Below are 20,496 nucleotides of genomic sequence, written 5' to 3'. Positions count from 1 at the left end.
GGGTGTGGGAGAGTAAGACGCCGCCGGCATTAAACTTTCATAGTGGTGGTGCGACGTGTTGTTGGTTGTTCCCGTTTTCTACGGGTGATGATCGACAACCCGTCGCACCACCACTTTTTTTATTTCCCTATAGCCCCCAAACCAACGGGGGCTTTTGGTGTCTCGACCCTAGATACCCGAACCGGAGTGAATTCGAAGAAGCTGGACGGCGCACAAAATGAACGAAATCGCCAAGGACCCACGCCGCTGGTTCCTCCTCGCCACCGTCGGCATGGGAGTGTTCCTCGTCTGCCTGGACAACACAGTCCTCTACACCGCCCTCCCAACCATCGTCGCGGAACTCGATGCCACCGCACCGCAAATGCTGTGGATCATCAACGCCTACCCGATCGTCATCTGTGGGCTTCTCCTGGGCACCGGCACCCTCGGCGACAAAGTCGGCCACCGGCGCCTGTTCATCATCGGCCTCAGCATCTTCGGTCTCGCGTCCGTGCTCGGCGGTTATAGCCCCAATGTCGCCACCCTTATCACCGCTCGGGGCCTGCTGGCCATCGGCGCTGCCACCATGATGCCCGCCACTCTCGCCCTCATCAGGCACACCTTCGAAGAACCAGCCGAGATGAACCTCGCGATCGGCATCTGGTCGGCCCTCGCCACCCTCGCCGCCGCGTTCGGCCCGGTGGTCGGTGGACTCCTCCTCGAATACTTCCGTTGGGGTTCCGTCTTCCTCATGAACGTCCCCATCGTCCTAGCTGCGCTCATCGCGTTGCCCTTCGTCTCCAAACGCGACGAACCCAACCCGGACCAGGCTTGGGACTTCCGTTCAGTCCTGCAGGCAATGATCCTGCTGGTCTCCTTTGTGCTCTTCATCAAGCAGCTCGCGCACCGACCCGTCGACTGGACGGTCGTCGCCATCGCCATTGCGGTGGCGCTGATCTTCGGCTTTCGGTTTACGAAGCGTCAGGGCAAATTGCAAGAGCCGCTCCTGGACTTCGGCATCTTCCGCTCCCCGCCATTCCTCTCCGGCGTCTTCGGCGCAGGACTAGCGATGTTCGCGGTCGCAGGCTTCGACTTCCTCACCACCCAGCGCCTCCAGCTGATTGACGGCTTCAGCCCACTGCACGCAGGCGTGTACGTCACCATCGTCGCTGTTGGATCCCTGATCAGTTCCCTCACTGCCGGCCGGCTGTACACCGTTCATGGCGCGAGGCCGTTCATCGCCGGGGGCATGGCAGTGGGAGCCCTTGGTGCGATCATCGTTGCCGTTGGCTCCAAGGTTAATTCCAACGCAGTGATCCTCACCGGGCTCGGGATTCTTGGGGTTGGGCTCGGTGCGTCCATGGCCGTGTCATCGATCGCGATGATTGGAGGGGCACCACCGAACCGTGCAGGTATGGCCTCCTCCATCGAGGAGGTCTCCTACGAGCTCGGTGCTCTGATGTCCGTCGCCATCCTCGGCAGTGCGATTACCCTCGTCTACTCCATCTTTTATGACGTCAACGCGCCCGCGCTCGCAGGCTCACACGGATCTGCGGGGCACGAGCCGAATGTCAGCCTCCAGGACGCCGTCCAATTCGCCGCCGGTCTTCCCGACGGTTCCGTGAAGGCAACGGTTCTCCAGCATGCGCACGACTCCTACCTCAGCGCATATACCCTGACAGCCCTCATTGTTGTCCTCGTGTTGGCCGCAGGCGCGCTGTACACCAACCGGTTGCTGCGCCACCGCGAGCCCGGCGAATCGGAAATTGTCTAAAACAGCGCCGCCAAGCTGTGCTGATGCCGTTAGCCGACCACGGGGGTCCTTGTCCCGAGACGTCCCGGGACGGCCTGAGACAGCGACCGCCTAGATCGTCGAGAACTCGCGTAGCTCACCCGTCAATGGATCCTCGAAACGCAAACGCTGAGCCGTGAGCTCCATTGGGCGGCCGAAATCCTCCTCGCCAGCAAATGGTGGGCTCGGCAGCGGCGCGCTCGGGTCGTGCAGCGCCGCATCCGAAAGCTCCTCGTAGAGAGGGTCGTTGAGGATCGGCAGCCCTAGGGTTCTCAGGGCGACGCGCAGCTGGTGAGTCTTGCCCGTCTCCGGCACCAGTTCCCAGACCAGCACCTCCCGCTCCCGAGGGGTGGGGTCCGTGGCGGTTGCGAGCATGCGGCGCTCAGCTCGCAACCCCACCACCTTGGTGAGCGCATTCGGTGGTGTGGGAAACATATCGTGACCAGGGGAGGCGTCCGCCGAGCCGGACTCTTGAGCGGCGCAAACCTCGATCACCGCAGCCTCTGTTTCGACAAGATAAGTGGCCAGCCGGCCCCGTTCCTTCACCATGTGGTGGCGCAGGAGCCACGGCTGTTCCGGCGTCGGCGCGGGCCACTCCCGCCATCCCCGGAATCGTGGGAGAGGAGAGAAGGGCGCCTGATCAGCCGGCAGAGTCACGGCCTCGTAGGTTTTCTCCGGAACCCGCTCGTCGAAGAGGCGCTGGTACGGGCCCCGAACCTCGGGCCGCACCGTGAACATCAATACGCCACGGGTCAGCCGGTCCAGCCGGTGGGCCGGGCTCAGCTCGGGGATTCCGAATTGTCGGCGTGCTCGGACCAGGGCGGTCTCCACGATGTGCTGACCCCGCGGCAAAGTGGCCATGAAAGGCGGCTTATCAACCACCAGCAGGTTGGCGTCCTGAAAAAGGAGGCGCAATTGACCAGGGACCGGGCGCTCGGGGGCGGGTCGGCGGTAGAAGTTGATGTAGCGACCGGGGCGGATGACGTCGCTGGGGGAGAGGGGGCGACCGGCGTCGTCGACGACCTCCCCGGCGGCAAAGCGTTCCAGCAGGGCGGCCTCGTCGTCCTCGGGGTGGCGGTGGCGCTGGGCAGAGATGAGCTCGCGGAGGAAGTCGAGGGCCGTGGTGGGCTCCGCCGTATGCGGCAAGGCCACCCGGGAGGGATTGAGGCCATCCTTAATTGCGAGGGGAACCATTAGGGTGCTAAAACTTTCTTCATGGATCTCAACGTGATTATGAACTCGCTCGCCAGCTTCTTCGCTACCGACTTCGGCCGTGTGGTCAAGGGCTTCCTCCAGGTGCTTTGGGAGCTGATCTCTCCATCCAACGCACCGGGCGCCCACGACGTCCCGCTGCCGGAGCCTAAGAAGCCTTAATTCACCACAAGACCCCTCCAAAAAAGGGGTCTTTTTCGTCTGATTCCTCCGGTTATTGGAAATCAATTCATTGCGGTAGCGAGCGCAATGAAAAGCCAGGATAATGGGGGTAGGACAAAAGTTCTATTGGGAAGGACACAGTCGCGATGAGCGATCAGCCACAGAATACCAACTCCGGACGCGAGATTATCGTCGCAGTGGACGGCTCCGAGGCCAGCAACACCGCTGTTCTCTGGGCAGCCAACGCCGCGCTGAAGCGCAACCAGCCGCTGAAGCTCGTCTCTGCGTACACCATGCCGCAGTTCATGTACGCCGACGGCATGGTTCCGCCGCAGGAGCTTTACGACGACCTCGAGGGTGAGGCTAACGATCGCATTGAGACCGCCCACGAGCTGGTTCGCAACTTCAACGCGGATATTAAGGTCTCCCACGCGGTGAAGGAGGGCTCCCCAGTGGACATCCTCCTGAACTTCTCCCGCGACGCCGAGATGATCGTCATGGGCTCCCGCGGCCTGGGTGGGCTTTCTGGCCTGGTGATGGGCTCCGTCTCCTCCGCGGTCGTCTCCCACGCCGACTGCCCGGTCGTGGTCGTGCGCAAGGATAGCGACGTCAGCGAGGAGTCCAAGTACGGCCCGGTCGTCGTCGGTGTCGACGGCTCCGAGGTGTCCCGCCAGGCGATGGAGCAGGCCTTCCGCGAGGCATCTGCCCGCGGCGCTAGCCTCACCGCCGTGCACGCCTGGAATGACTCCCAGTTCTACGCCTCCTACGCCGGCCTCAACGCCGGCGAGCAGGAGAAGGCCGAGCACATCGCTCTGCTGAAGCAGGAGATCGCTCCGTTCGCGGAGCGTTACCCGGACGTGAAGGTCACCGAGATCATTGCTCGTGATCGTCCGGTCGGCGCCCTGCAGGACGAGGCTGAGGGCGCGCAGCTGCTCGTCCTGGGTTCCCACGGTCGTGGTGGCTTCCGCGGCATGCTGCTGGGCTCCACCTCCCGCGCACTGCTGCAGTACGCGCCGTGCCCGATGATGGTCGTGCGTCCACGCAACAAGTAGGATGCTTGACTGAGTTCTTTTCCCCTGGCCTGACTACCCATGGCCGGGGGAGAACTTTATTGACTGAAAAGAAGAGGAAGTGACCGAGGGATGGGGCCCGCCAAAAAGGCCACGGCGAAGAAAGCTGCGGTGAAGAAAACCACCGCCAAGAAGGCCACGAAGAAGGCCACCTCCAGGCGGCGTAACCGCCCGGGACCTCGGCAGCGCCTGCTGGCCAGCGCCACGAACCTCTTCACCACCGAAGGCATCCGCGTGATCGGAATCGACCGCATCCTCCGGGACGCGGACGTCGCCAAGGCCAGCCTCTACTCCCTCTTCGGCTCCAAGGACAACCTCGTGGTCGCCTACCTCGAGGCGCTCGACCAGAAGTGGCGCGAGGACTGGGAGGAGCTCGCCAAGGATCGCGAGAAGCCGGAAGAGCGCATCATCGCCTTCTTCGACCTGTGCATCAAGACCGAGCCGGAGAATAACTACCGCGGCTCTCACTTCCAGAACGCCGCCAGCGAATACCCGCGCCCGGAGGTGGAATCCGAGGTGCGCATCCGTCAGGCCGCAATGGCTCACCGCACCTGGGTCCGCGAGACCATGGCCGACCTACTCACCGAACGCTTCGGCTACACCTCCCGCTCGCTGGCAGACCAGCTGATGATCTTCCTCGACGGTGGCCTCGTGGGCTCGAAGATGAGCCGTCACGTCGGCCCGCTGGAGACCGCCCGGGACATGGCCAAACAGCTGCTGCTCACCGTCCCGATGAGCTACCACATCTAGTCTGGCTAGGAGCCTGAGCCCGCCCGTGCGGTTGCGTCGACTCTAACTCTCCGCAGCGCGGGGGATTGGGCGCTCGCTGTGGCTAGCGGCGGTGCCGGCCGGTCCGCCGCTTCTGTCTCTTAGCGACTCTCTTCTCTTCTTTCTTCTCCATGCGGCGTTGTCGCTGCAGCTCATTGTGGGCGTGGAACTCCTCCGTATACGGGTGGGTCTTATCGCTCCACATGTGAATGCCCTGCGTGATCGTCAGGGTGCACAGGTTATTCGTCAGCCAATACACGAAGACCATCACCGGCAGCGGTCCGAGCAGCCCAAACAGGATCGGCATGAAGAAGACGATCGGCAGCATCACCTTCAGCAGACCCAGAGCGAAATAGCTGAAACCCTGGTCCGGGTCCATCGTCGCCTTCGTCCGCCGGATCGAGAAGAACAGGTTCGTCGCCGTGAAGGTGCTGGCCAGCAACACCATCGGCAATGCCACCCGAAACACGCTCGCTTGGTCTGTGCCCAGGTTTGCCAGGGACTGCGCCGGCATCTGGACGTAGGTGATCAGGGGAACGCCGAAGATGCGGGCATGCATGAAGGTGTAGACGTCCTGGTCGGAAAGAGGCCCGAAACCCTGCAAATTATCCGGATCCACCACGCCGTTCGGACGCGCCACCCGCAGCAGCATGCGGTACAGGCCGACGAACACGGGGATCTGGATCAGCGCCGGCAGGCAGCCGTCCCGCATCCGGTAGCCACCCTCGAGCTGCATCTTCTTACGCCGCTGGTTGAGCTCTTTTCGCGACTCCGCGTCCGTACGCCCGACATACTCCTGGCTCAGCTGGTACAACTGCGGCCGTAGATTGGAGAGGTTACGGGAGGACCGGATCTGGCGCAGCGTGAGCGGCGCGAGCAGGCTGCGCACCGTCAGCACGAGGAAAATCACCGCGACGATCCAGGCGACGCTGGGGGCAATGCCGAAGACCTTGGTGAAAAGCACGTGCCAGAGCTTGAGCACCAGCGCAACCGGGTATTCGACGATAATCATGAAAAGAACCTTAGCGTGTAACGTAATGCGCATGAGCGACGGTAAGCACCGCCGGAAGCTGGACCCGATCAGCGTCCTTGGCGAAATCTTCGTAACCTTCGGGGTGATCGCCCTGCTCTTCGCATTCTACGAGGTGTACTGGACTGATATCTCCTCGGGACGCGAGCAGGCCATCGTGGCAGGAGACCTCGATAGCCAGTGGGATTCCCGAAACCCGCGACCACTCACGGAGCTCACCGAAGGCGCGGCTTTTGCGCGACTGCACATCCCCGCCTTCGGCAGCGACTTTAACTTCGCGGTGGTCAAGGGCACGAACGATGGTGACCTGACGAAGGGGCCGGGCCACTACCTCGATAGCCAGGGGCCCGGTGAGCGGGGCAACTTCGCGATGGCCGGCCACCGCGTCGGCCGCGGTTCCCCGTTCAACGACCTGGGCCTGCTGAAGACCTGCGACGCCGTCGTCGTCGAGACCGCCGGATCGTGGAACATCTATCGGGTGCTGCCGATCGACGTCCCCGCCGATCAGCGCAAGGCCGCAGCGGCGAAGTGCCTGCCCGAGAAGGTTGCGGAACAGATGTCCAGCGGGCCGTATGCGGGCGTCCAGGGGCGCCACATCACCCTGCCCAGCGACATCAACGTTATCAACCCGATCCCCGGAGCCCCCGGGGTGGAGGTTGGGCCTGAGGACGCAGCCCTGCTGACGATGACCACCTGCCACCCGCAGTTCTCTGATGCGGAGCGCATGATCGTCCACGCTGTTCTCGAGAAGAAGGAACCCAAGTCCCCCGGCTTCGTGCCGGCAGAGCTCACGGAGGTCTAGACCATGTACGCCGCACTCTGGAGAATGCTGCCTGGCCCGTGGTGGGTGAAGCTAATCATCACGATCGTGGTGCTGGTCGCTATCTTCCTCCTGCTGATGGAGGTAGTTTTCCCGTATATCGGCCCGATGATGCCGTGGACGAGCGTGGCCGTGGACTAAGCCGGCCACTGGCCGAAAAGCGCATGGCCGCCCGCGGGCCCAGCCGGGGCCGGGGTTCGAGGATGGTGGGCGCGCCGGCTTAGAGCTTGAGGTTCTTGATCGTCTCCGTGGCGATCTGCTCCGCCTTGAGGGACTGTTCCTGGGCGGTGAAGACGACGACCGCGGTCTGGTCCTTCCACACAGCGTAGACGGCCCCCTCGCCGTCCTTGCCACCGCTGCGGCCACCGCTCCAGCCCTCGGGCTTCAGCGCTTTCAGGGTGGAGTCCACGGGGGCGGCGTGGTCCACGACGGCGACGGCATCCTTGTTGCTGGTCATGTGGCGCACCATCACCTGCGCCTGGGGGACGTCCTCGTAGGACCAGAAGACGCACGCTGGCGGATCGAAGCGCCCGTCGAGGCCCGTGGCGGTCCACCGCTGGCCCGTGGTTGTCTGCAGCCACTCCCCGTCGAGATACGGGCAGCGGGTTTCGGAGTCCGACTGGCCCACCGGTGCAGGCAGCGTATCGACCGGCAGCTCGGTGCCTTTCACACCCGGGACCGGTTCGCCGGGCAGGAGACCGTCCTTCGACTGCTGGGCTTCCGTGTTCTGCTCTGGCTTATCGTCGCCAATTACAGAACAGCCCGCCATCGCGAGGGAGCCGATGAGCACAATAGCTGCGCTGGCTCGCGCGACGGGGCGGGCAGGAGAAATGCGAAAGGTAGAAAGCGCCATGGTCGAAATACTAGTGCGCGCAGCGAGTTTTCACGAAGTGTGTTTTAGGAGTGTGCTGCGTCGTACTTATCGACAATATCCTGCGGAATGCGGCCTCGGTCGGAAACCTGAAGGCCATTAGCCTGTGCCCATTCGCGGATAGCGCGGCTGCGCTCTGGGCTATTGGTGCTCTGTGGCGCGCGGCGGGCGCTGGTGCGCTGAACGCGGCGAGCGACTGCGATATAGGGGGCGAGAGCTTCCTCGAACTTCTCCCGGTTAGCGGTCGAAACGTCCATAGAGTAGGTCACGCCATCGACGGCGAACTCCACGACGTTAACGTCCTCCGCGGCGAGCGGCGCGTTGTCGATATCGTCGAAATACTGGGTGATTTCTTTGCGTGCCATTGTGTGCAGCAACTCCTGAATCGATGATTTAGGGATTTGAGAGAAATGCTACCCAATATTCGATTAGAAAGAAATGGCCATAAAAGAATGCCAGAAGATATCGGCTAGAAAGTAGCCAAGATCACTTGATTATTAACCGCGCTTGGTGGCGATCTGTGCCTCGACGAGATCGAGCTCTTTAGATACAGATTCCAAAATCCGCTGACGCTGATCTTCACCCATCGATCCAGCATTATCGATCGCCTCAATCAGAACATCCATGCGATCATTGACGTCCTTAGCGAAGCCGGAAGGCACGCCCTTGTCCACGGACTTCTGGATCTGCTTAATGCGGGCACGCTGTGGGGCGCCGTCCGCCGGGAAGGAGCGCAGCGCAGACGCAGCAGCACCGCGATCCTGCGTGGTGACGGTGCCCTTGCTCTGCAGCTGGGTTAGCGCGCGATACACCAGCGGAACCACCACCGGGGCGGCGACCCGCGAGGCGCCAATGAAACGCAGCACGTTGCGGGAGTTGAATCGGCCAGCCTTGAGCTGCTCGATGGAGGCCTTTGCCATCTGCTCTTCGTGCTTGCGGCGGTTCTTCAGCTCCTTAGCGTCGAGCTTGCGGACCTGCTTGGCGGTCTTGCGGAGGTACTTCTCCTTAGCCTTCTCCAGCTTCGCAGCCTCCTTGGCATCCACCTTGGCCCGAGTCTTTGCAGCCTTAAACGCAGCCTTGCGTTCGATACGGCGCTTCCGCAGATTCTTGAATAGACCCATGATTCTCCTCATTAATGCGATTAGTCGCGGTACACACACGCCAAGCCTTCGGCAGGCTTGGAAAAAATGGCTAACTCCCCACCACTTTAGCGAACGCGGGGTGGCCCGCGGGGCAATACCGGGGTGGGGCGGCTGCTGCCGGATACTGGGGGCTTTCCACGCTTCGGCCGCCGGGGTGCTCCCCGGCTAAGCTAGGGCACTTGTGAGTTACTTCGTGTCCAATCAGGCGGGGCTCAGCCCCTCCGACGTGGTTGGTTGCCGCCACCGTGCGCTGCTGCGCCGGGCGTTGGGCGGCCAGACCGCCCGCCTGTACTTGGATAGCGATTGGGAGCACCTTGCCGAGCGCGTCGCGAGTCGGATTTCAGCGTGGCGCCGGCGCTCCTTCGTCTTTGCCCAGCTACCCACCGCGCCACGGATCGGCGATAAGCTTCGCCCCACCCGCAGCGAGATCGCCGACGGGGAGAACGCGGTCGAGGAGACCCTGGAGGCGCTAGCGCGCGGGGATCGTTTGATCCTCAACCCCGTCCTCGAACACGATGGGCTCGAAGCCCGGGTGGACCTGCTCGTGCGCATGGATCCCGGGGTGGCGCTCGAGACCGCGGCCTACGCGCCAGTCATCATCACCGGACATAACGCGACCCGCCCTGCGAAGAACCGCCACCGCGCGGATTGCCGCGTCGTCTCCGTCGATGCACTCGGGTTGGGGAAGCCCGCCGCAACGACGCTGCGCCACCGCACCGTGGCCAGCGATGCCCAGCGCCTAGGGATGGCGAATATGATCCTGCTGAGCTGGGGTTTCGCCAGCTCCGACGTGGGCATCATCGGCCGCAGTTCGGGCGCGGAGCCCGATGGTTCCCGCTGCTACTTCTTCGACGCCCAGCGCCTGTACCCCGGGTTATTCGCGGCTTTCTCCGAGCCCATCCCAACAGCGCCCTCCCGGGTCAAGGAGTGCCAGACCTGCGAGTTCCATAATCACTGCCGTGCTCAGTTGCTCCAGACGCAGGACATTTCGCTGCTGCTGCCGGGGGACCGCAACCGGCCGTGGCGGGATAAGGGCATCAACACGCTGCCTGCGCTCGCGGCTGCCGGGGCGGGGGAGGCCAGCGCTCTGGCTGCGGCCTGGATGCGAGCTGAGGTGGCCATCCGACGGCCGGTGCAGCAGTGGTACCGCGGGCCGCTGGTCCTCCCACAGGACCAGGATCCAGTGGAGATCGACGTGGACATGGAGGCCCACCCGAGCCGTGGAACCTTCCTCTGGGGCACCTTCGACGGCCACCAATACGTGGCCTTCTCCGATTTCAGCCGGACGGGGGATGAGGGCCGCCACGTCGCAGAGATGTGGGACTGGCTCATGTGGCGCCGGGAACGCGCACACGCCGAGGGCCGGGGATTCCTGATGTGGGTCTACGCCAAACAGGGCGAGCTCTACTGGCTGCGCCACTACGCCCGGCTCTACGGTGGCCAGGAGTACGGTAGCCCCAGCGCCGACGGCGGGCAGCGCCAGGTACGGATGCCGACCCTGGCAGAGGTCAACGAATTCATCCAGTCCCCGGAGTTCGGGGACGTCTTCGAGTACGTCTCCCGCGGGCTGCTGGGGACCGGTTCGCTGGGGCTGAAGACGATCGCCCCACTGGCGGGTTTCCACTTTAGCCAGGAGGGCGTGGACGGGAAGGCGGCGGTGGACCTCTTCGAGGTGGCCGTCGCTACCGGCGGGCGCACCGCCGACATCTCCCGGCGGACCCTGGAGCGCTATAACGCGGACGACTGCGTGGCCACCCGCACCGTGCGCGGCTGGTTGCGCCGTGGCGCGCCGGGCATCAGCCTGGTGGAATAGGCAGTAAACAAGCCCCATGAGCACGAGGAGCACGCTGAAGTGGATCTTTTCGAAAGAATGAAGGCCCTCAACACGGCCGGCGCGTACCGGGCGCCGCGGGTCACCGCGGAGACGGCGCTGGCAGGCGGAAGGCACCCGGTGCTACCGGATCCGAAGCCACACGTGGTGCTCGGCACGCCGCTCACCGGTCCCTGGCGGGAGGGGCAGGCGGAGATCGTGGTCGGTATGGGCTGCTACTGGGGAGCCGAGCGCCTGTTCTGGGCTACGGAGGGTGTGGAATCCACCGCCGTGGGCTTCGCCGGCGGATATACCTCGAATCCGACCTACCGCGAAACCTGCACCGGGCGTACTGGCCACACCGAGGCCGTGCGCATCGTCTACGACCCGCAGCGGGTGAGTGCCGCCGAGCTGCTGCGGATCATGTTCGAAAACCACGACCCCACCCAGGGCGACCGGCAGGGCAATGACGTCGGCTCGCAGTACCGCAGTGCGGTGTATGCCCTGGATGCGGAGCAGCTCGCCCAGGCGGAGCAGGCTATCGAGGCGTGGCAGCTGGCCTTCACCGAGCGCGGTTTTGGCCCCATCACCACGGAGGTCGCGCTGCTAGCGGATACCCCGGCTGGTGAGTTCTACCTCGCGGAGGATGAGCACCAGCAGTACCTGGCGAAGAACCCGGACGGCTACTGCAACCACGGGCCGAACGGCGTGAGCTGCCAGACGGGTGTGCTCGGCTAAGCGTTCCGGCCGCCGGGCCCAGCCCCGGCACGTAGCAAGTCCGTTGGCGAAAGCGCAGCTGGTGGCGGAACCACCAGCGCAAAGAAAAAACCGGGCGGGCCACGGTCTCCCGTGACCCACCCGGTCAAAGCCCGCAGGCTTTAAGGGCTAAGTCTGTGAGTCAGACTTAGTTCTTCGCTGCAGCGAAACGCTCGGCGACGTCCTCCCAGTTGAAGACGTTCCAGACTGCCTTCACGTAGTCAGCCTTGACGTTCTTGTACTGCAGGTAGAAGGCGTGCTCCCACATGTCCAGCATCAGCAGCGGGGTCAGGTTGATGGAGGTCTGGCCCTGCTGGTCGGTCAGCTGCTGGATGACCAGCTGCTCGCTGATGTGGTCGTAACCCAGGACAGCCCAGCCGGAGCCCTGCAGGCCCAGCGCTGCGGAGGAGAACTGGTCCTTGAACTTCTCGAAGGAGCCGAAGTCGCGGTTGATAGCCTCAGCCAGCTCGCCGGTCGGCTCGCCGCCACCGTTCGGGGAGAGGTTCTTCCAGAAGATGGAGTGGTTGGTGTGGCCACCAAGGTTGAACGCAAGGTTCTTGGACAGTGCGCGGATCTGATCCGGGTTGGTGCCCTCCTCGCGTGCCTTCTCCATAGCCTCAAGAGCAGCGTTAGCACCCTGCACGTAGGTGTTGTGGTGCTTGGAGTGGTGCAGCTCCATGATCTCGGCCGAGATGTGTGGCTCCAGTGCGTCGTATGCGTATGGGAGCTCAGGCAGCGTGTACTTAGCCATTGTTCAATCAGTCCTTCCGAATTCTTTTGAAAAGGTTCTAATTATTACGAACGGCCGAACCAGTACTTTTATTCCCGCCTGGCCGTTAGTAACCAATTGTGGCGAAAAACCCGGGGCCTCGCAAGGGTGAGACGTCATTAAAGAAAAGAGGCAAACAGCGGCGCCACGGGAAGGGCTCTAGGAAAGGCCGAGGAATTCCTTGATGGCCGGCATCTCGCGTCGTGCCTGCTCAAGGCCTTCTTGGTAGGCCAGGGAAAGCTTCACCGGATTGCGATCCTGATTGCTGATATTCATGATTTCAGGGATAAAAAGATACGCCTTACCCTGCTTCTCCAGCTCGAAAAGGTAATCCCGAGTCTCGTTATAACGCACGTGACGGTCGGCGATGGAGTCCAGCAGCGCCGGGTACTGCCCGTGCGTGCGACGCAGCAGCCACAGCGCGCGCCCCGCCGCGGACTTCCGGTACATCCGGGTGCGGGTCATGATCACGAGGAAGCGGTCGTAACCGTCCTGCATCGCGGCGTCGATGGGGATGCCACCGGTGGGGCCGAACGCACCGTCGAACCACGGCTGCCCGTCGACCTCGGTGGCTGGCATGAAGACCGGGAGGGAAGAAGACGCGCGGGCTCGGAGCAGGAAGTCCTCCGGGCTGTGAATCGACTCCCGGCCCCAGTGCTTCGTTTCGCCCGTCAGCGCGTTGAAGCCGGAGATGCGGTACTGCACCGGTGAGCTATCGAAGATCTCCCAGTCCATGCCCATCGGCTGGCCCGGCATGCCGGCCTCGCCGTAGATATAGCCCGCGTTGAAGAAGCCATCCCCGCGCAGCCAGGCCCGCCAACCGCCGAAATTCGGGTCGGAGGGGAAGGTGGTGAAGGTCTTGCGCATCCGGTCGGTGGTGCGGGAGACGTAATTAGCCACGTGAGAGGTCGCCGCGGAATTGCCCGTGACGTGGGCGAAGTTCACATTCGATTCCAGCAAGGCCTCCACGAGCGCGGCGGAAAAGACCACGCGCATGGCTCCGCCTTCGAACACCAGCGAGGTGTCCGTGACATTCGGGGTAGGGGCTGCTTCGTGCACGTACCCAAGATTACCCGGCGGCTTCGTGGGGTCGAGAGCGCGGGTGCGGTGCGCGCGGTGGGAGGTCGAGGGGACGACGCGGTTTCAGCGTGGGGCAGGGCGCGGAACACGCGTGGAGCAAGCGCGGAACAATCGCGAGACAAAACGCGGCGCACAATCCGGTAGAAAAGGAGGCGTGCAGCACGAGGTGAAAATCATTGCCCACCGTGGTGCGTCCAAGCACCGCCCGGAACACACGATCGGCGCTTACGAGCTCGCGGCCGCCCAGGGCGCGGATGGATACGAGTGCGATATTCGGCTCACCCGCGACGGCCACGCGGTCTGCATTCATGACCGCACCGTGGACCGCGTCTCTGACGGGACGGGGGCGGTGTCCCGCATGACGTTGGCGGAACTCAAGGCCCTTAATTTTGGGACGTCAACCCGGCCGGCCGGTGTGCTGGAGCTGCGAGAGTTGCTGGAATTTCTGCAGGATATGCGGCACAGCGCGGAGGCTGGCCAACCCGAACTATTCATCGAGACCAAGCACCCGCATGTCCGGAGCCTGCAGGTGGAGGCGGAGATGCACCGCCAGTTGGCGGCTGCGGGGCTGGCTGGTGGGGAGGGGATCTACCTGATCAGCTTCGACAGCTGGTCGCTGTGGCGCTCCCGGCAGATCAACCCGCAGGTAGAGCGCATCCAGCTGCGCCGGAAGTACCACCCGCCCGCGCGGCCGCTGCTGCGGGGATCGGGGATCGCGAGGCACGCGGGGTGGTCGATCGAGCAGGCGATGGCGAGCCTTCGGGGCGAGGGGGGTAGTGCTCCGGCGGATTACATCTGGACGGTCGACCAGGCGGAGCAGCTGCGGTGGATCGCCCAGCGAGGGGCCCGATGGGTGGCGACAAACTACCCCGGGGAGGCTGCGGGCTGGCTGCAAAACTCGGCCGGCGGAGGCGCGGGTCAGCCCTAGTTTTGCGGTGGGGTAGGGGCTTGTCCGCAGGGCAGGTTAGAATCAGCAGCGTGGCTAAGAAAAATAAGAAGAATCAAGACCTGCCCGAGGGCATGAGCCGCCGCCAGGCGAAGCTCGCTGCCCGTGCCGCGGAGCGCGCGAAGCTGCAGCGGGACGCCCGTCCGTACGCGGGCTTCACGATGGAGTCCGACCTCATCGCGCTGCAGGAGTTCGTACCTTCCGCCCGCGTGAAGATCGAGGTCGAGGGGATCGACTTCCCGGTGTCTCTCGTGACCGTCCTGCCGGGCGCGGTGGCGGCGATGCGCCGTGCTGCCGAAGACGGTGGCGAGGGCTTCGTCGCGCTGCAGACGCAGCGCCCGGGCGATAACCCGAACCGTGACCTCGCGTACGCGCTGAACTGGATGAAGACCGCCGAGCCGGGCGCGGCACTCGAGGTCGGCGTGGCCGATGGCAACGAGCCGGAGCTGACCGACCTGCTGGACCCGAAGGCCGACGAGGAGATCGTCGTCGAGCAGGACTTCAACTGGTGGCTGACCGAGGAGCACCAGGACAACCCGCAGGTCGCGGCGACGCTGCGCCGCGCCAACGATTCCGTCCTTCCTTCTGAGAAGGTGCGCGCGGACATCAAGGGCGCTGCCTGGTGGATTGATCCGGGCGAGCGCGCCCACATCCGTTGGGTTCGCCCGGAGGATGAGAACGAGCTGCTCAATGCGCTGGCTCGCGTCCACGCTGCTGGCGAGCTGAACCTCGGCGAGGGCTCCAAGTTCGCGGGCGTGTTCCGCACCCACGGCGTGATGGTTCCGGTGTGGGACCTCGATAACTCCTGGGAGCCGCAGGTCTGGCAGAAGGGCCTGGAGGCGCTCGATAAGAAGATCGCCGAGGCTCTGGCTAATGACTCGGGCCGCTTCACCCCGGAGGAGCAGAAGGCGAAGCAGACGATCGTGTCCCGCGAGGTCACGATTCGCTAAGCCCCTGCTGGGGCTGGGGTCGGGGAGTCCGCTGACGGGGCTCCCCGGCCCCGCTTTTTACCCATGCTGGCCCTCGCGGTGGATGCGCACCGCGGGTGCGGCGCGCTGCGGGCGCGGGGACTTAGCCTGGCTTAGCGCAGGCTGCTGAACAGCTGCTCGGCGGCGGCCTGGTCCCAGAGTAGGACGCTGCCCGCGTAGTTATCCGCGCTGCCCGAGGTCGGAACGACCTCCTGCTTCGCGCCGCGCATCTTCACCCCGAGGCGGGCGAGGTGCCACATGTGATCGCTCTTGTCCACGGTGAGGGATGAGGCGACGCCGCTGACCGTGGGGAAGAGGCGGAAGGGGTTGAAGAGCGTGCCGGGGGAGAGCATCTTCTTGCTCAGCGCGGAGAGCAGCTGACGCTGGCGGCCCGCGCGGTCCAGGTCGCCGCCCGCCGAGGCGTAGCGGGACCGCACATAGCCCAGGGCATTCGGCCCATCCAGCTCCTGGCAGCCGGCGGGCAGGTTGATGCCCGCCATCGGGTCATCGAGAGGCTCCTCGAGGCACATCTCGACCCCGCCCACGCCGTCCACGGCGTTGGCGAAGCCAGCGAAGCCGACCTCCGCGTAGTGGTCGATCCGCAGCCCCGTGGCCTCCTCGACCGTGCGCTGCAGGAGCGCGGGGCCGCCGAGGGCGAAGGCGGCATTGATCTTATTTTCCCCGTAGCCGGGGATGTTGACGAAGCTATCGCGCGGCAGGCTGATCATCGTGGCCTTCCCCACGAGCGGCAGGTGCACCAGGATGATCGAGTCCGTGCGGCCCTCCGATTCATCGAGCATGCCCGCGGAGAGCCGGTCGGCGGTCTCCTGGTCCAGTCCGGCGCGGGAGTCTGAGCCGACGAGCAGCCAGTTGGTGCCCGCGGTTCCGCCCACGCGGCCCTCGTAGTTTTGGAGCGCTTCTGTGCGCTGCAGCTGGGAATCTGCCCACAGCAGCGTGCCGCCGCCAATCACCAGGAAGAGCGCGAGCAGGAGCAGCAGGGCCCGGCGGATGCCGAGGCGGCGCCGTGGTCGGCGGGGGCTGCCCGCGCGACGGGGGCGACCGCGGCCCGGGTCCATGCGTTGCGGTTGGCGGCCGGGGCCACCCCAGTCTGCGCCCCGGCCCGCCCCGCCCGCGGGCTGCGGGTACTGGCGGTAACCCTCGGGTCGGGCTGTGGCCGGGCGTGGGGGCTGCTGATATGCACCACGCGGCTGTGCCTCTGGGCGCGCCGGACGGTACGCGCCTTGCTGGGGAGCTGCGGCCGGGCGCGGGGCGTAGCCCTCCCGGCGATGGCCTGGCTGCGGCGTTTCAGCCGATGGGGCCTGTCGATAGCGCGGTGGCTCGGGACGCTGGGTTCTCTCTGGACGATGGAGCCCCTCTGCGCGCTCGCTCCTCTCTGGGCGCTGGAGCCTTTCGTGGCGCCCGCGTTCGGGTCCCGGCGCCGGGGACGGGCGCTGGCCGGCGGCGTCCGGAATATTCGAGCGGACATAGCGCGGCGGGGCAGGTGTCGGCCCTGGTCCGGGAGTGCTGGACGTCGCGTTCGACGCGGGACCAGGCGCGGGGCGACGACGCACCGGGCGGCCGAAACGGTCGGTCAGGATCCTGCCATCCCGGTCGCGGGCGTATTCATCGCGTGAGTTCATGGGGACATCTTAGCGGGAGCGGTGCCACGCGGTCACGCGCACCGTCAGTAACACTGGTAACTACAGCCCCAGCCATTCCAGGTTGAGGTGGCCGTCGGCGAGGGCATAGCCCGCGAAGGCCACCGTGTCGATGAGCCCGTGGGCGACAACCAGCGGCCAGATCCGGCCAGATCCGGGCAGTGCGGCGAGTTACGCCGCAGTCTCCGACACCAGCTGCGCGAAGCGCTGCACGTAGCCTGCCACGAAATCACGGGTGGCTTCGTTATTGAAGCTTCCGTCTTCGTTGAGCAGGGTGGGGGACTGGCCAAGGAAGACTTCCGGTTGCCCCGGGGTCGGCATGTCGAAATAGGAGAGCGCGAGGCGTAAGTTCTTCTGAGAGCTATAGCCACCCATGCGTCCCACGGAGTGGCTGATGATGCCGGCAGGCTTGTTCTTCCATGCGACGTCCCCATTTGGCTTGGAGCCGATGTCTACCGCATTCTTCAGACAGGCGGGGATGGTGCGGTTGTTCTCCGGGGTGACGAAGAGGATGCCGTCGGAGTTCTTGATGATTTCTCGGAACTCGCGGTATGCCTCGGGAACGGGCAGGTCGGTGACGGCGGGGTCGTCGTAGTCGAAGTTATAGAGTGGCAGGTGGCCGATTTCTACGATCTTGACGTCCCAGCTTTTGGGGAAGAAGGTGATGGCTTGCTTCGCGATTTTTCGAGCGAAGGAGCCTGCGCGCAAGCTCCCGACCAGGACACTGACGGTGTGCTGAGAGGACATTTGTGTCTCCCTTTCTGTTCTTGGGGTGTTCTTCTTTTTCTTGGGGGCGTCGGGGGCGGGGCGCGTTCTCCGCTTGGGTGGCGGATGCCGCGCCTAGAACTGCCAGTCGGCATCCTCGGTCTCCTCGGCGATACCGATGATGTAGGAGGATCCGGAACCGGAGAAGAAATCGTGATTCTCATCCGCGCCCGGGGTTAGCGCCGAGAGGATTTCAGGGCTGACGTTCGTTTCCGAGCCGGGATAGATTGGGGCATAGCCCAGGTTCATCAGCGCTTTATTTGCGTTGTATTTCACGAAGCGTTCTACATCCGCCATGAGGCCGAAGGGTTCGTAGAGCTCCGTGGAGTACTCCAACTCCAGCTGGTAGAGCTCCTCAAGGAGCTCGTGCGTGAAATCGGAGAGTTCCGCCGCCCGCTCCGGGTGGCGTTCGATGCCGCGCTGGAATTTATAGCCGGAGTAGTAGCCGTGGACGGCCTTGTCTCGCAGGATGAGGCGGATCATATCCGCGGTATTGCTCAGCACCCCGCGGGTGGAGAAGTGCAGCGGCAGGTAAAAGCCGGCGTAGAGCAGCACGGAGGACAGCAGCGTGGCCGAGACTTTCCGCTTCAGCGGATCCTCGCCGAAGTAGTGCACCAGCACCTTGCGGCAGCGGGTCTGCAGAACCTCGTTCTTGACCGCCCAGTCGTAGGCGTCGTTAATTGCGGGCGTGCTGGACAGGGTGGAGAAAACGCTGGAGTAGGAGCGGGCGTGGACTGCCTGCATGAAGGCGATATTGGTGTAGACGGCCTCCTCGTGTTCGGTGAGGGCATCCTGAATCTGGCTGATTTCGCCGACCGTGGCCTGCATGGTGTCCAGTAGGGTCAATCCGGTGAAGACCCGCATAGTGAGGGTTCGTTCCAGGTCAGAGAGTCTGTTCCAATCCGGCAGATCATTGGAGAGGGGTACCTTTTCAGGCAGCCAAAAGTTCGCGGTGAGTCGGAGCCAGACTTCGAGGTCTTTTTCGTCCTGCACTCGGTTCCAGTTGATGGGGCGGATAGGGGTGTGCAGGTCGGTTTTACTCTTGGGCGGGGTGATTGAGCTTTCTAGGATTTTCTTCATTGAACTCCTTGTAGCTGGTCGGGGTGGGTTTAATCGTTTCTGTCGTTTCTGGGGGGTTGCATGTATTAGGCGTTTTCTTTGCCCTGCTGTGCCCAGAAGGCGTCCAGTCCATTGCGAACCTTCTCGACGTCCTCGTCGGTGCCGAGGAGCTCGAAACGGTAGAGCTCCGGTACTCCGCATTTGCGGGAAATTACAGGACCAGCGATGCAGTAATGCTCCCCAAAGTTCGTATTCCCACTGGTGATTACTCCCCTGATTAGGGCACGGTTTTCTGGGATGTTGAGGAACTGGATCACCTGCTTGGGTACGGCCCCATTGAGCGCTCCGCCGCCATAGGAGGGCAGCAGAAGAACGTAGGGGGCGTTGACTCGGATCATGCCTTCGAGCCTGGGTCTCAAGGGGATGCGCAGTGCGGGGCGTTCCAGGCGTTGAATGAAGCGGTGGGTGTTTTCGGAAGCGCTGGAAAAGTACAGAAGATCTGGGGTTTCTTCTTCTGCTCCAGGTGTGGACGTCGATGTCATGGCGCCATAATACATGACGACGTAACAAATAGATACCACGCGACCAAGTTGTAACTACGGTGCGTCGAACTTATGCTTGTGGCGTGGAGATACCCCGTCGAAGGGGAGCACTTCGTTCAATCCTCACCCGGGGATTGCGGCACTCTGGAGTGGGGTTTCTACCGCATTTTCAGTGCCAGCACCGCCGAAAAAGAAGGTGAAACTAATGAGAGAACATCCATCTGTACAACGCCACGGTTCCTGGATTGAGAGCATCGCCGTCACAGAACTTCTTCACGACGGCAATCACGCTGAGGCCAAGGAGTTGATTGATAGCTCTGCCTCTCCCGATGAGGTGGTGGGAGATGTTCTGCATTTGTTCTCTCTCTTTTTAAGGCTGCAGAGTGGGGCTCACCCCGAGGAAGTTTCCAGCTTCTTCGAGGCCAGCATGGCTGTTGGTCCGCCACCGATCTTCGGTACCCGCCCCCGCCTGACCTAAGATCCCCGCGCGGTCGTTAGTTCCTGGTTGGGCGCAACACCCAAATTGCCCCCAGAGCGTCTTCGCTGAGGGGAAAGCTTTTTTTACCCGTCACCTGGACCAACACTGAGCCGCTAAAGGGGGCGCCCTGATCCCAGCTGACCTGCATTCCCACCCCCAGGTCCTGGGACTCAAAGAACCGCAGCAGTTCCGAGTTATCGTCGGCAATCCGCACCACCTGGCCCAGCTCGCCCGGAGCTAAGGCGGTCAACGGGGTGGCGTCCGGCATCGCGACCTGACCATCGGCGGAAGGAATCGGATCCCCGTGCGGATCGGTAGCTGGATTGCCCAGCACGTCAGCGAGGCGTTCCACCAGGAAATCGGAGACCGCGTGCTCGAGGTTCTCCGCCTCCGCGTGGACCTGATCCCAGCGGTAACCGAGCGTGTTGAACAGGAAGGTTTCCAGCAGGCGGTGGCGTCGCACCATTGTGAGAGCGACCCGGCGCCCCACGTCGGTGAGGGTAACCTCCCCGTAGGGGGCATGATCCACGAATCCCTGCTCGCGGAGCTTCTTGATCGCATCCGAGGCCGTGGACAGGCGCACCCCGACTTGGGAGGACAGGGCTTTGGCGGTCACGGGGTTCGCACTCCACTCCCGGAGATTCCAAATAGCTTTCAGATAGTCCTGGCTGCTCGTGGAGAGTGAGGCGATGATGGAGGCAAGTGCCTCCGGGTTTAGCGACTGGTTCTGAGTGAAGGGGTCAGCCTGATCAGGAAGGGGATTTTCGGCCTTCTGGCCTGCAGTATTCTCCGGGTGCATGGCCCTTAAGCCTAGCAGCC

General features: G+C 63.7%; 21 protein-coding genes and 1 pseudogene. 10 read left to right on the top strand and 12 right to left on the bottom strand.

Going from position 1 to position 20,496, the window contains the following annotated elements:
* Positions 1-217: 217 nt before the first annotated feature.
* On the top strand, positions 218-1,753 hold the full coding sequence (locus tag QP413_RS04930; RefSeq protein WP_284780896.1) for an MFS transporter: 1,536 nt from the start codon (positions 218-220) through the stop codon (positions 1,751-1,753).
* A gap of 90 nt (positions 1,754-1,843) precedes the next feature.
* Here the strand turns inward: QP413_RS04930 and QP413_RS04925 are convergent, their stop codons facing one another.
* Entirely contained in the window at positions 1,844-2,965 is a 1,122-nt protein-coding gene (locus tag QP413_RS04925) for a pseudouridine synthase (protein ID WP_284780893.1), read from the bottom strand.
* Between the two features lie 21 nt (positions 2,966-2,986).
* Here QP413_RS04925 and QP413_RS04920 point away from each other — a divergent pair, with 21 nt between their 5' ends.
* From QP413_RS04920 to QP413_RS04910, 3 genes are all read left to right on the top strand, one after another.
* Positions 2,987-3,145 (top strand): hypothetical protein, encoded by a 159-nt coding sequence (locus QP413_RS04920; RefSeq protein WP_246818008.1) that lies wholly within the window; start codon positions 2,987-2,989, stop codon positions 3,143-3,145.
* 146 nt (positions 3,146-3,291) lie between these two features.
* The gene (locus QP413_RS04915; protein ID WP_070758241.1) at positions 3,292-4,197 is read left to right on the top strand and encodes a universal stress protein; all 906 of its coding nucleotides are present in this window, start codon (positions 3,292-3,294) and stop codon (positions 4,195-4,197) included.
* 90 nt (positions 4,198-4,287) lie between these two features.
* A complete protein-coding gene (locus QP413_RS04910; protein WP_284780892.1) occupies positions 4,288-4,965 on the top strand; it encodes a TetR/AcrR family transcriptional regulator in 678 nt (225 codons plus the stop codon).
* Positions 4,966-5,047: 82 nt separating this feature from the next.
* Here QP413_RS04910 and yidC read toward each other — a convergent pair whose 3' ends face one another.
* Positions 5,048-5,995: a membrane protein insertase YidC gene (gene yidC, locus QP413_RS04905; protein ID WP_284780890.1), complete on the bottom strand. Its 948-nt coding sequence runs from the start codon at positions 5,993-5,995 to the stop codon at positions 5,048-5,050.
* Between yidC and QP413_RS04900 the strand changes: the two genes are divergently transcribed.
* Entirely contained in the window at positions 5,994-6,815 is an 822-nt protein-coding gene (locus tag QP413_RS04900) for a class E sortase (protein WP_015381112.1), read from the top strand. The genes yidC and QP413_RS04900 overlap by 2 nt on opposite strands.
* A 238-nt stretch (positions 6,816-7,053) precedes the next feature.
* On the opposite strand, the gene QP413_RS04895 is transcribed toward QP413_RS04900, so the two are convergent.
* From QP413_RS04895 to QP413_RS04885, 3 genes are all read right to left on the bottom strand, one after another.
* Entirely contained in the window at positions 7,054-7,686 is a 633-nt protein-coding gene (locus tag QP413_RS04895; protein ID WP_284780888.1) for a DUF2020 domain-containing protein, read from the bottom strand.
* Between the two features lie 44 nt (positions 7,687-7,730).
* Complete coding sequence (locus QP413_RS04890; RefSeq protein WP_148811497.1) at positions 7,731-8,069, bottom strand: Lsr2 family protein; 339 nt, start codon at positions 8,067-8,069, stop codon at positions 7,731-7,733.
* A gap of 132 nt (positions 8,070-8,201) precedes the next feature.
* Positions 8,202-8,825, bottom strand: coding sequence for a DUF6474 family protein (locus QP413_RS04885; RefSeq protein WP_015381115.1), 624 nt, complete (start codon positions 8,823-8,825; stop codon positions 8,202-8,204).
* A 202-nt stretch (positions 8,826-9,027) separates the two neighbouring features.
* Between QP413_RS04885 and QP413_RS04880 the strand changes: the two genes are divergently transcribed.
* Together QP413_RS04880 and msrA are read left to right on the top strand one after the other, a co-directional pair.
* The gene (locus tag QP413_RS04880; protein ID WP_284780887.1) at positions 9,028-10,659 is read left to right on the top strand and encodes a TM0106 family RecB-like putative nuclease; all 1,632 of its coding nucleotides are present in this window, start codon (positions 9,028-9,030) and stop codon (positions 10,657-10,659) included.
* A 39-nt stretch (positions 10,660-10,698) separates the two neighbouring features.
* The gene (msrA, locus tag QP413_RS04875; RefSeq protein ID WP_284780886.1) at positions 10,699-11,394 is read left to right on the top strand and encodes a peptide-methionine (S)-S-oxide reductase MsrA; all 696 of its coding nucleotides are present in this window, start codon (positions 10,699-10,701) and stop codon (positions 11,392-11,394) included.
* 166 nt (positions 11,395-11,560) lie between these two features.
* Here msrA and QP413_RS04870 read toward each other — a convergent pair whose 3' ends face one another.
* Positions 11,561-12,163 (bottom strand): superoxide dismutase, encoded by a 603-nt coding sequence (locus QP413_RS04870; protein ID WP_070758722.1) that lies wholly within the window; start codon positions 12,161-12,163, stop codon positions 11,561-11,563.
* Positions 12,164-12,340: 177 nt separating this feature from the next.
* Positions 12,341-13,240, bottom strand: coding sequence for a patatin family protein (locus QP413_RS04865; RefSeq protein WP_070758721.1), 900 nt, complete (start codon positions 13,238-13,240; stop codon positions 12,341-12,343).
* A 175-nt stretch (positions 13,241-13,415) separates the two neighbouring features.
* On the opposite strand from QP413_RS04865, the gene QP413_RS04860 reads away from it, so the two are divergent.
* Both QP413_RS04860 and QP413_RS04855 read left to right on the top strand, forming a co-directional pair.
* Entirely contained in the window at positions 13,416-14,189 is a 774-nt protein-coding gene (locus tag QP413_RS04860) for a glycerophosphodiester phosphodiesterase family protein (RefSeq protein ID WP_284780884.1), read from the top strand.
* Between the two features lie 50 nt (positions 14,190-14,239).
* Positions 14,240-15,157: a DUF5926 family protein gene (locus tag QP413_RS04855; RefSeq protein ID WP_284758430.1), complete on the top strand. Its 918-nt coding sequence runs from the start codon at positions 14,240-14,242 to the stop codon at positions 15,155-15,157.
* A 131-nt stretch (positions 15,158-15,288) separates the two neighbouring features.
* Here QP413_RS04855 and QP413_RS04850 read toward each other — a convergent pair whose 3' ends face one another.
* The 4 genes and pseudogenes from QP413_RS04850 to nrdI form a co-directional block, all read right to left on the bottom strand.
* Positions 15,289-16,815, bottom strand: a complete 1,527-nt coding sequence (locus QP413_RS04850) for an LCP family protein (RefSeq protein WP_284780882.1) — start codon at positions 16,813-16,815, stop codon at positions 15,289-15,291.
* Between the two features lie 60 nt (positions 16,816-16,875).
* Positions 16,876-17,562: pseudogene (locus QP413_RS04845) on the bottom strand (NADPH-dependent FMN reductase); the annotation flags it as partial.
* Between the two features lie 111 nt (positions 17,563-17,673).
* On the bottom strand, positions 17,674-18,678 hold the full coding sequence (gene nrdF / locus QP413_RS04840) for a class 1b ribonucleoside-diphosphate reductase subunit beta (protein WP_284780879.1): 1,005 nt from the start codon (positions 18,676-18,678) through the stop codon (positions 17,674-17,676).
* Positions 18,679-18,743: 65 nt separating this feature from the next.
* Complete coding sequence (gene nrdI / locus QP413_RS04835) at positions 18,744-19,214, bottom strand: class Ib ribonucleoside-diphosphate reductase assembly flavoprotein NrdI (protein ID WP_012359395.1); 471 nt, start codon at positions 19,212-19,214, stop codon at positions 18,744-18,746.
* A gap of 190 nt (positions 19,215-19,404) precedes the next feature.
* Here nrdI and QP413_RS04830 point away from each other — a divergent pair, with 190 nt between their 5' ends.
* A complete protein-coding gene (locus QP413_RS04830; RefSeq protein ID WP_012359396.1) occupies positions 19,405-19,677 on the top strand; it encodes a hypothetical protein in 273 nt (90 codons plus the stop codon).
* A gap of 16 nt (positions 19,678-19,693) precedes the next feature.
* On the opposite strand, the gene QP413_RS04825 is transcribed toward QP413_RS04830, so the two are convergent.
* Positions 19,694-20,476: a metal-dependent transcriptional regulator gene (locus QP413_RS04825; RefSeq protein ID WP_012359397.1), complete on the bottom strand. Its 783-nt coding sequence runs from the start codon at positions 20,474-20,476 to the stop codon at positions 19,694-19,696.
* Positions 20,477-20,496 lie beyond the last annotated feature (20 nt).

It is taken from the genome of Corynebacterium sp. UMB4614 (genome assembly GCF_030217065.1).
In the GTDB taxonomy this organism is placed as follows: domain Bacteria; phylum Actinomycetota; class Actinomycetes; order Mycobacteriales; family Mycobacteriaceae; genus Corynebacterium.
Note: the sequence above shows the minus strand (reverse complement) of the source record. Positions and strands in the feature narration are given on the sequence as shown.

Excerpts from the sequence above, each read along its gene's own strand:
- QP413_RS04930 (WP_284780896.1), top strand. The coding sequence starts at position 218 with ATGAACGAAATCGCCAAGGACCCACGCCGCTGGTTCCTCCTCGCCACC.
- QP413_RS04925 (WP_284780893.1), bottom strand. The coding sequence starts at position 2,965 with ATGGTTCCCCTCGCAATTAAGGATGGCCTCAATCCCTCCCGGGTGGCC.
- QP413_RS04920 (WP_246818008.1), top strand. The coding sequence starts at position 2,987 with ATGGATCTCAACGTGATTATGAACTCGCTCGCCAGCTTCTTCGCTACC.
- QP413_RS04915 (WP_070758241.1), top strand. The coding sequence starts at position 3,292 with ATGAGCGATCAGCCACAGAATACCAACTCCGGACGCGAGATTATCGTC.
- QP413_RS04910 (WP_284780892.1), top strand. The coding sequence starts at position 4,288 with ATGGGGCCCGCCAAAAAGGCCACGGCGAAGAAAGCTGCGGTGAAGAAA.
- QP413_RS04900 (WP_015381112.1), top strand. The coding sequence starts at position 5,994 with ATGAAAAGAACCTTAGCGTGTAACGTAATGCGCATGAGCGACGGTAAG.
- yidC (WP_284780890.1), bottom strand. The coding sequence starts at position 5,995 with ATGATTATCGTCGAATACCCGGTTGCGCTGGTGCTCAAGCTCTGGCAC.
- QP413_RS04895 (WP_284780888.1), bottom strand. The coding sequence starts at position 7,686 with ATGGCGCTTTCTACCTTTCGCATTTCTCCTGCCCGCCCCGTCGCGCGA.
- QP413_RS04890 (WP_148811497.1), bottom strand. The coding sequence starts at position 8,069 with ATGGCACGCAAAGAAATCACCCAGTATTTCGACGATATCGACAACGCG.
- QP413_RS04885 (WP_015381115.1), bottom strand. The coding sequence starts at position 8,825 with ATGGGTCTATTCAAGAATCTGCGGAAGCGCCGTATCGAACGCAAGGCT.
- QP413_RS04870 (WP_070758722.1), bottom strand. The coding sequence starts at position 12,163 with ATGGCTAAGTACACGCTGCCTGAGCTCCCATACGCATACGACGCACTG.
- QP413_RS04850 (WP_284780882.1), bottom strand. The coding sequence starts at position 16,815 with ATGAACTCACGCGATGAATACGCCCGCGACCGGGATGGCAGGATCCTG.
- nrdF (WP_284780879.1), bottom strand. The coding sequence starts at position 18,678 with ATGAAGAAAATCCTAGAAAGCTCAATCACCCCGCCCAAGAGTAAAACC.
- nrdI (WP_012359395.1), bottom strand. The coding sequence starts at position 19,214 with ATGTATTATGGCGCCATGACATCGACGTCCACACCTGGAGCAGAAGAA.
- QP413_RS04830 (WP_012359396.1), top strand. The coding sequence starts at position 19,405 with ATGAGAGAACATCCATCTGTACAACGCCACGGTTCCTGGATTGAGAGC.
- QP413_RS04825 (WP_012359397.1), bottom strand. The coding sequence starts at position 20,476 with ATGCACCCGGAGAATACTGCAGGCCAGAAGGCCGAAAATCCCCTTCCT.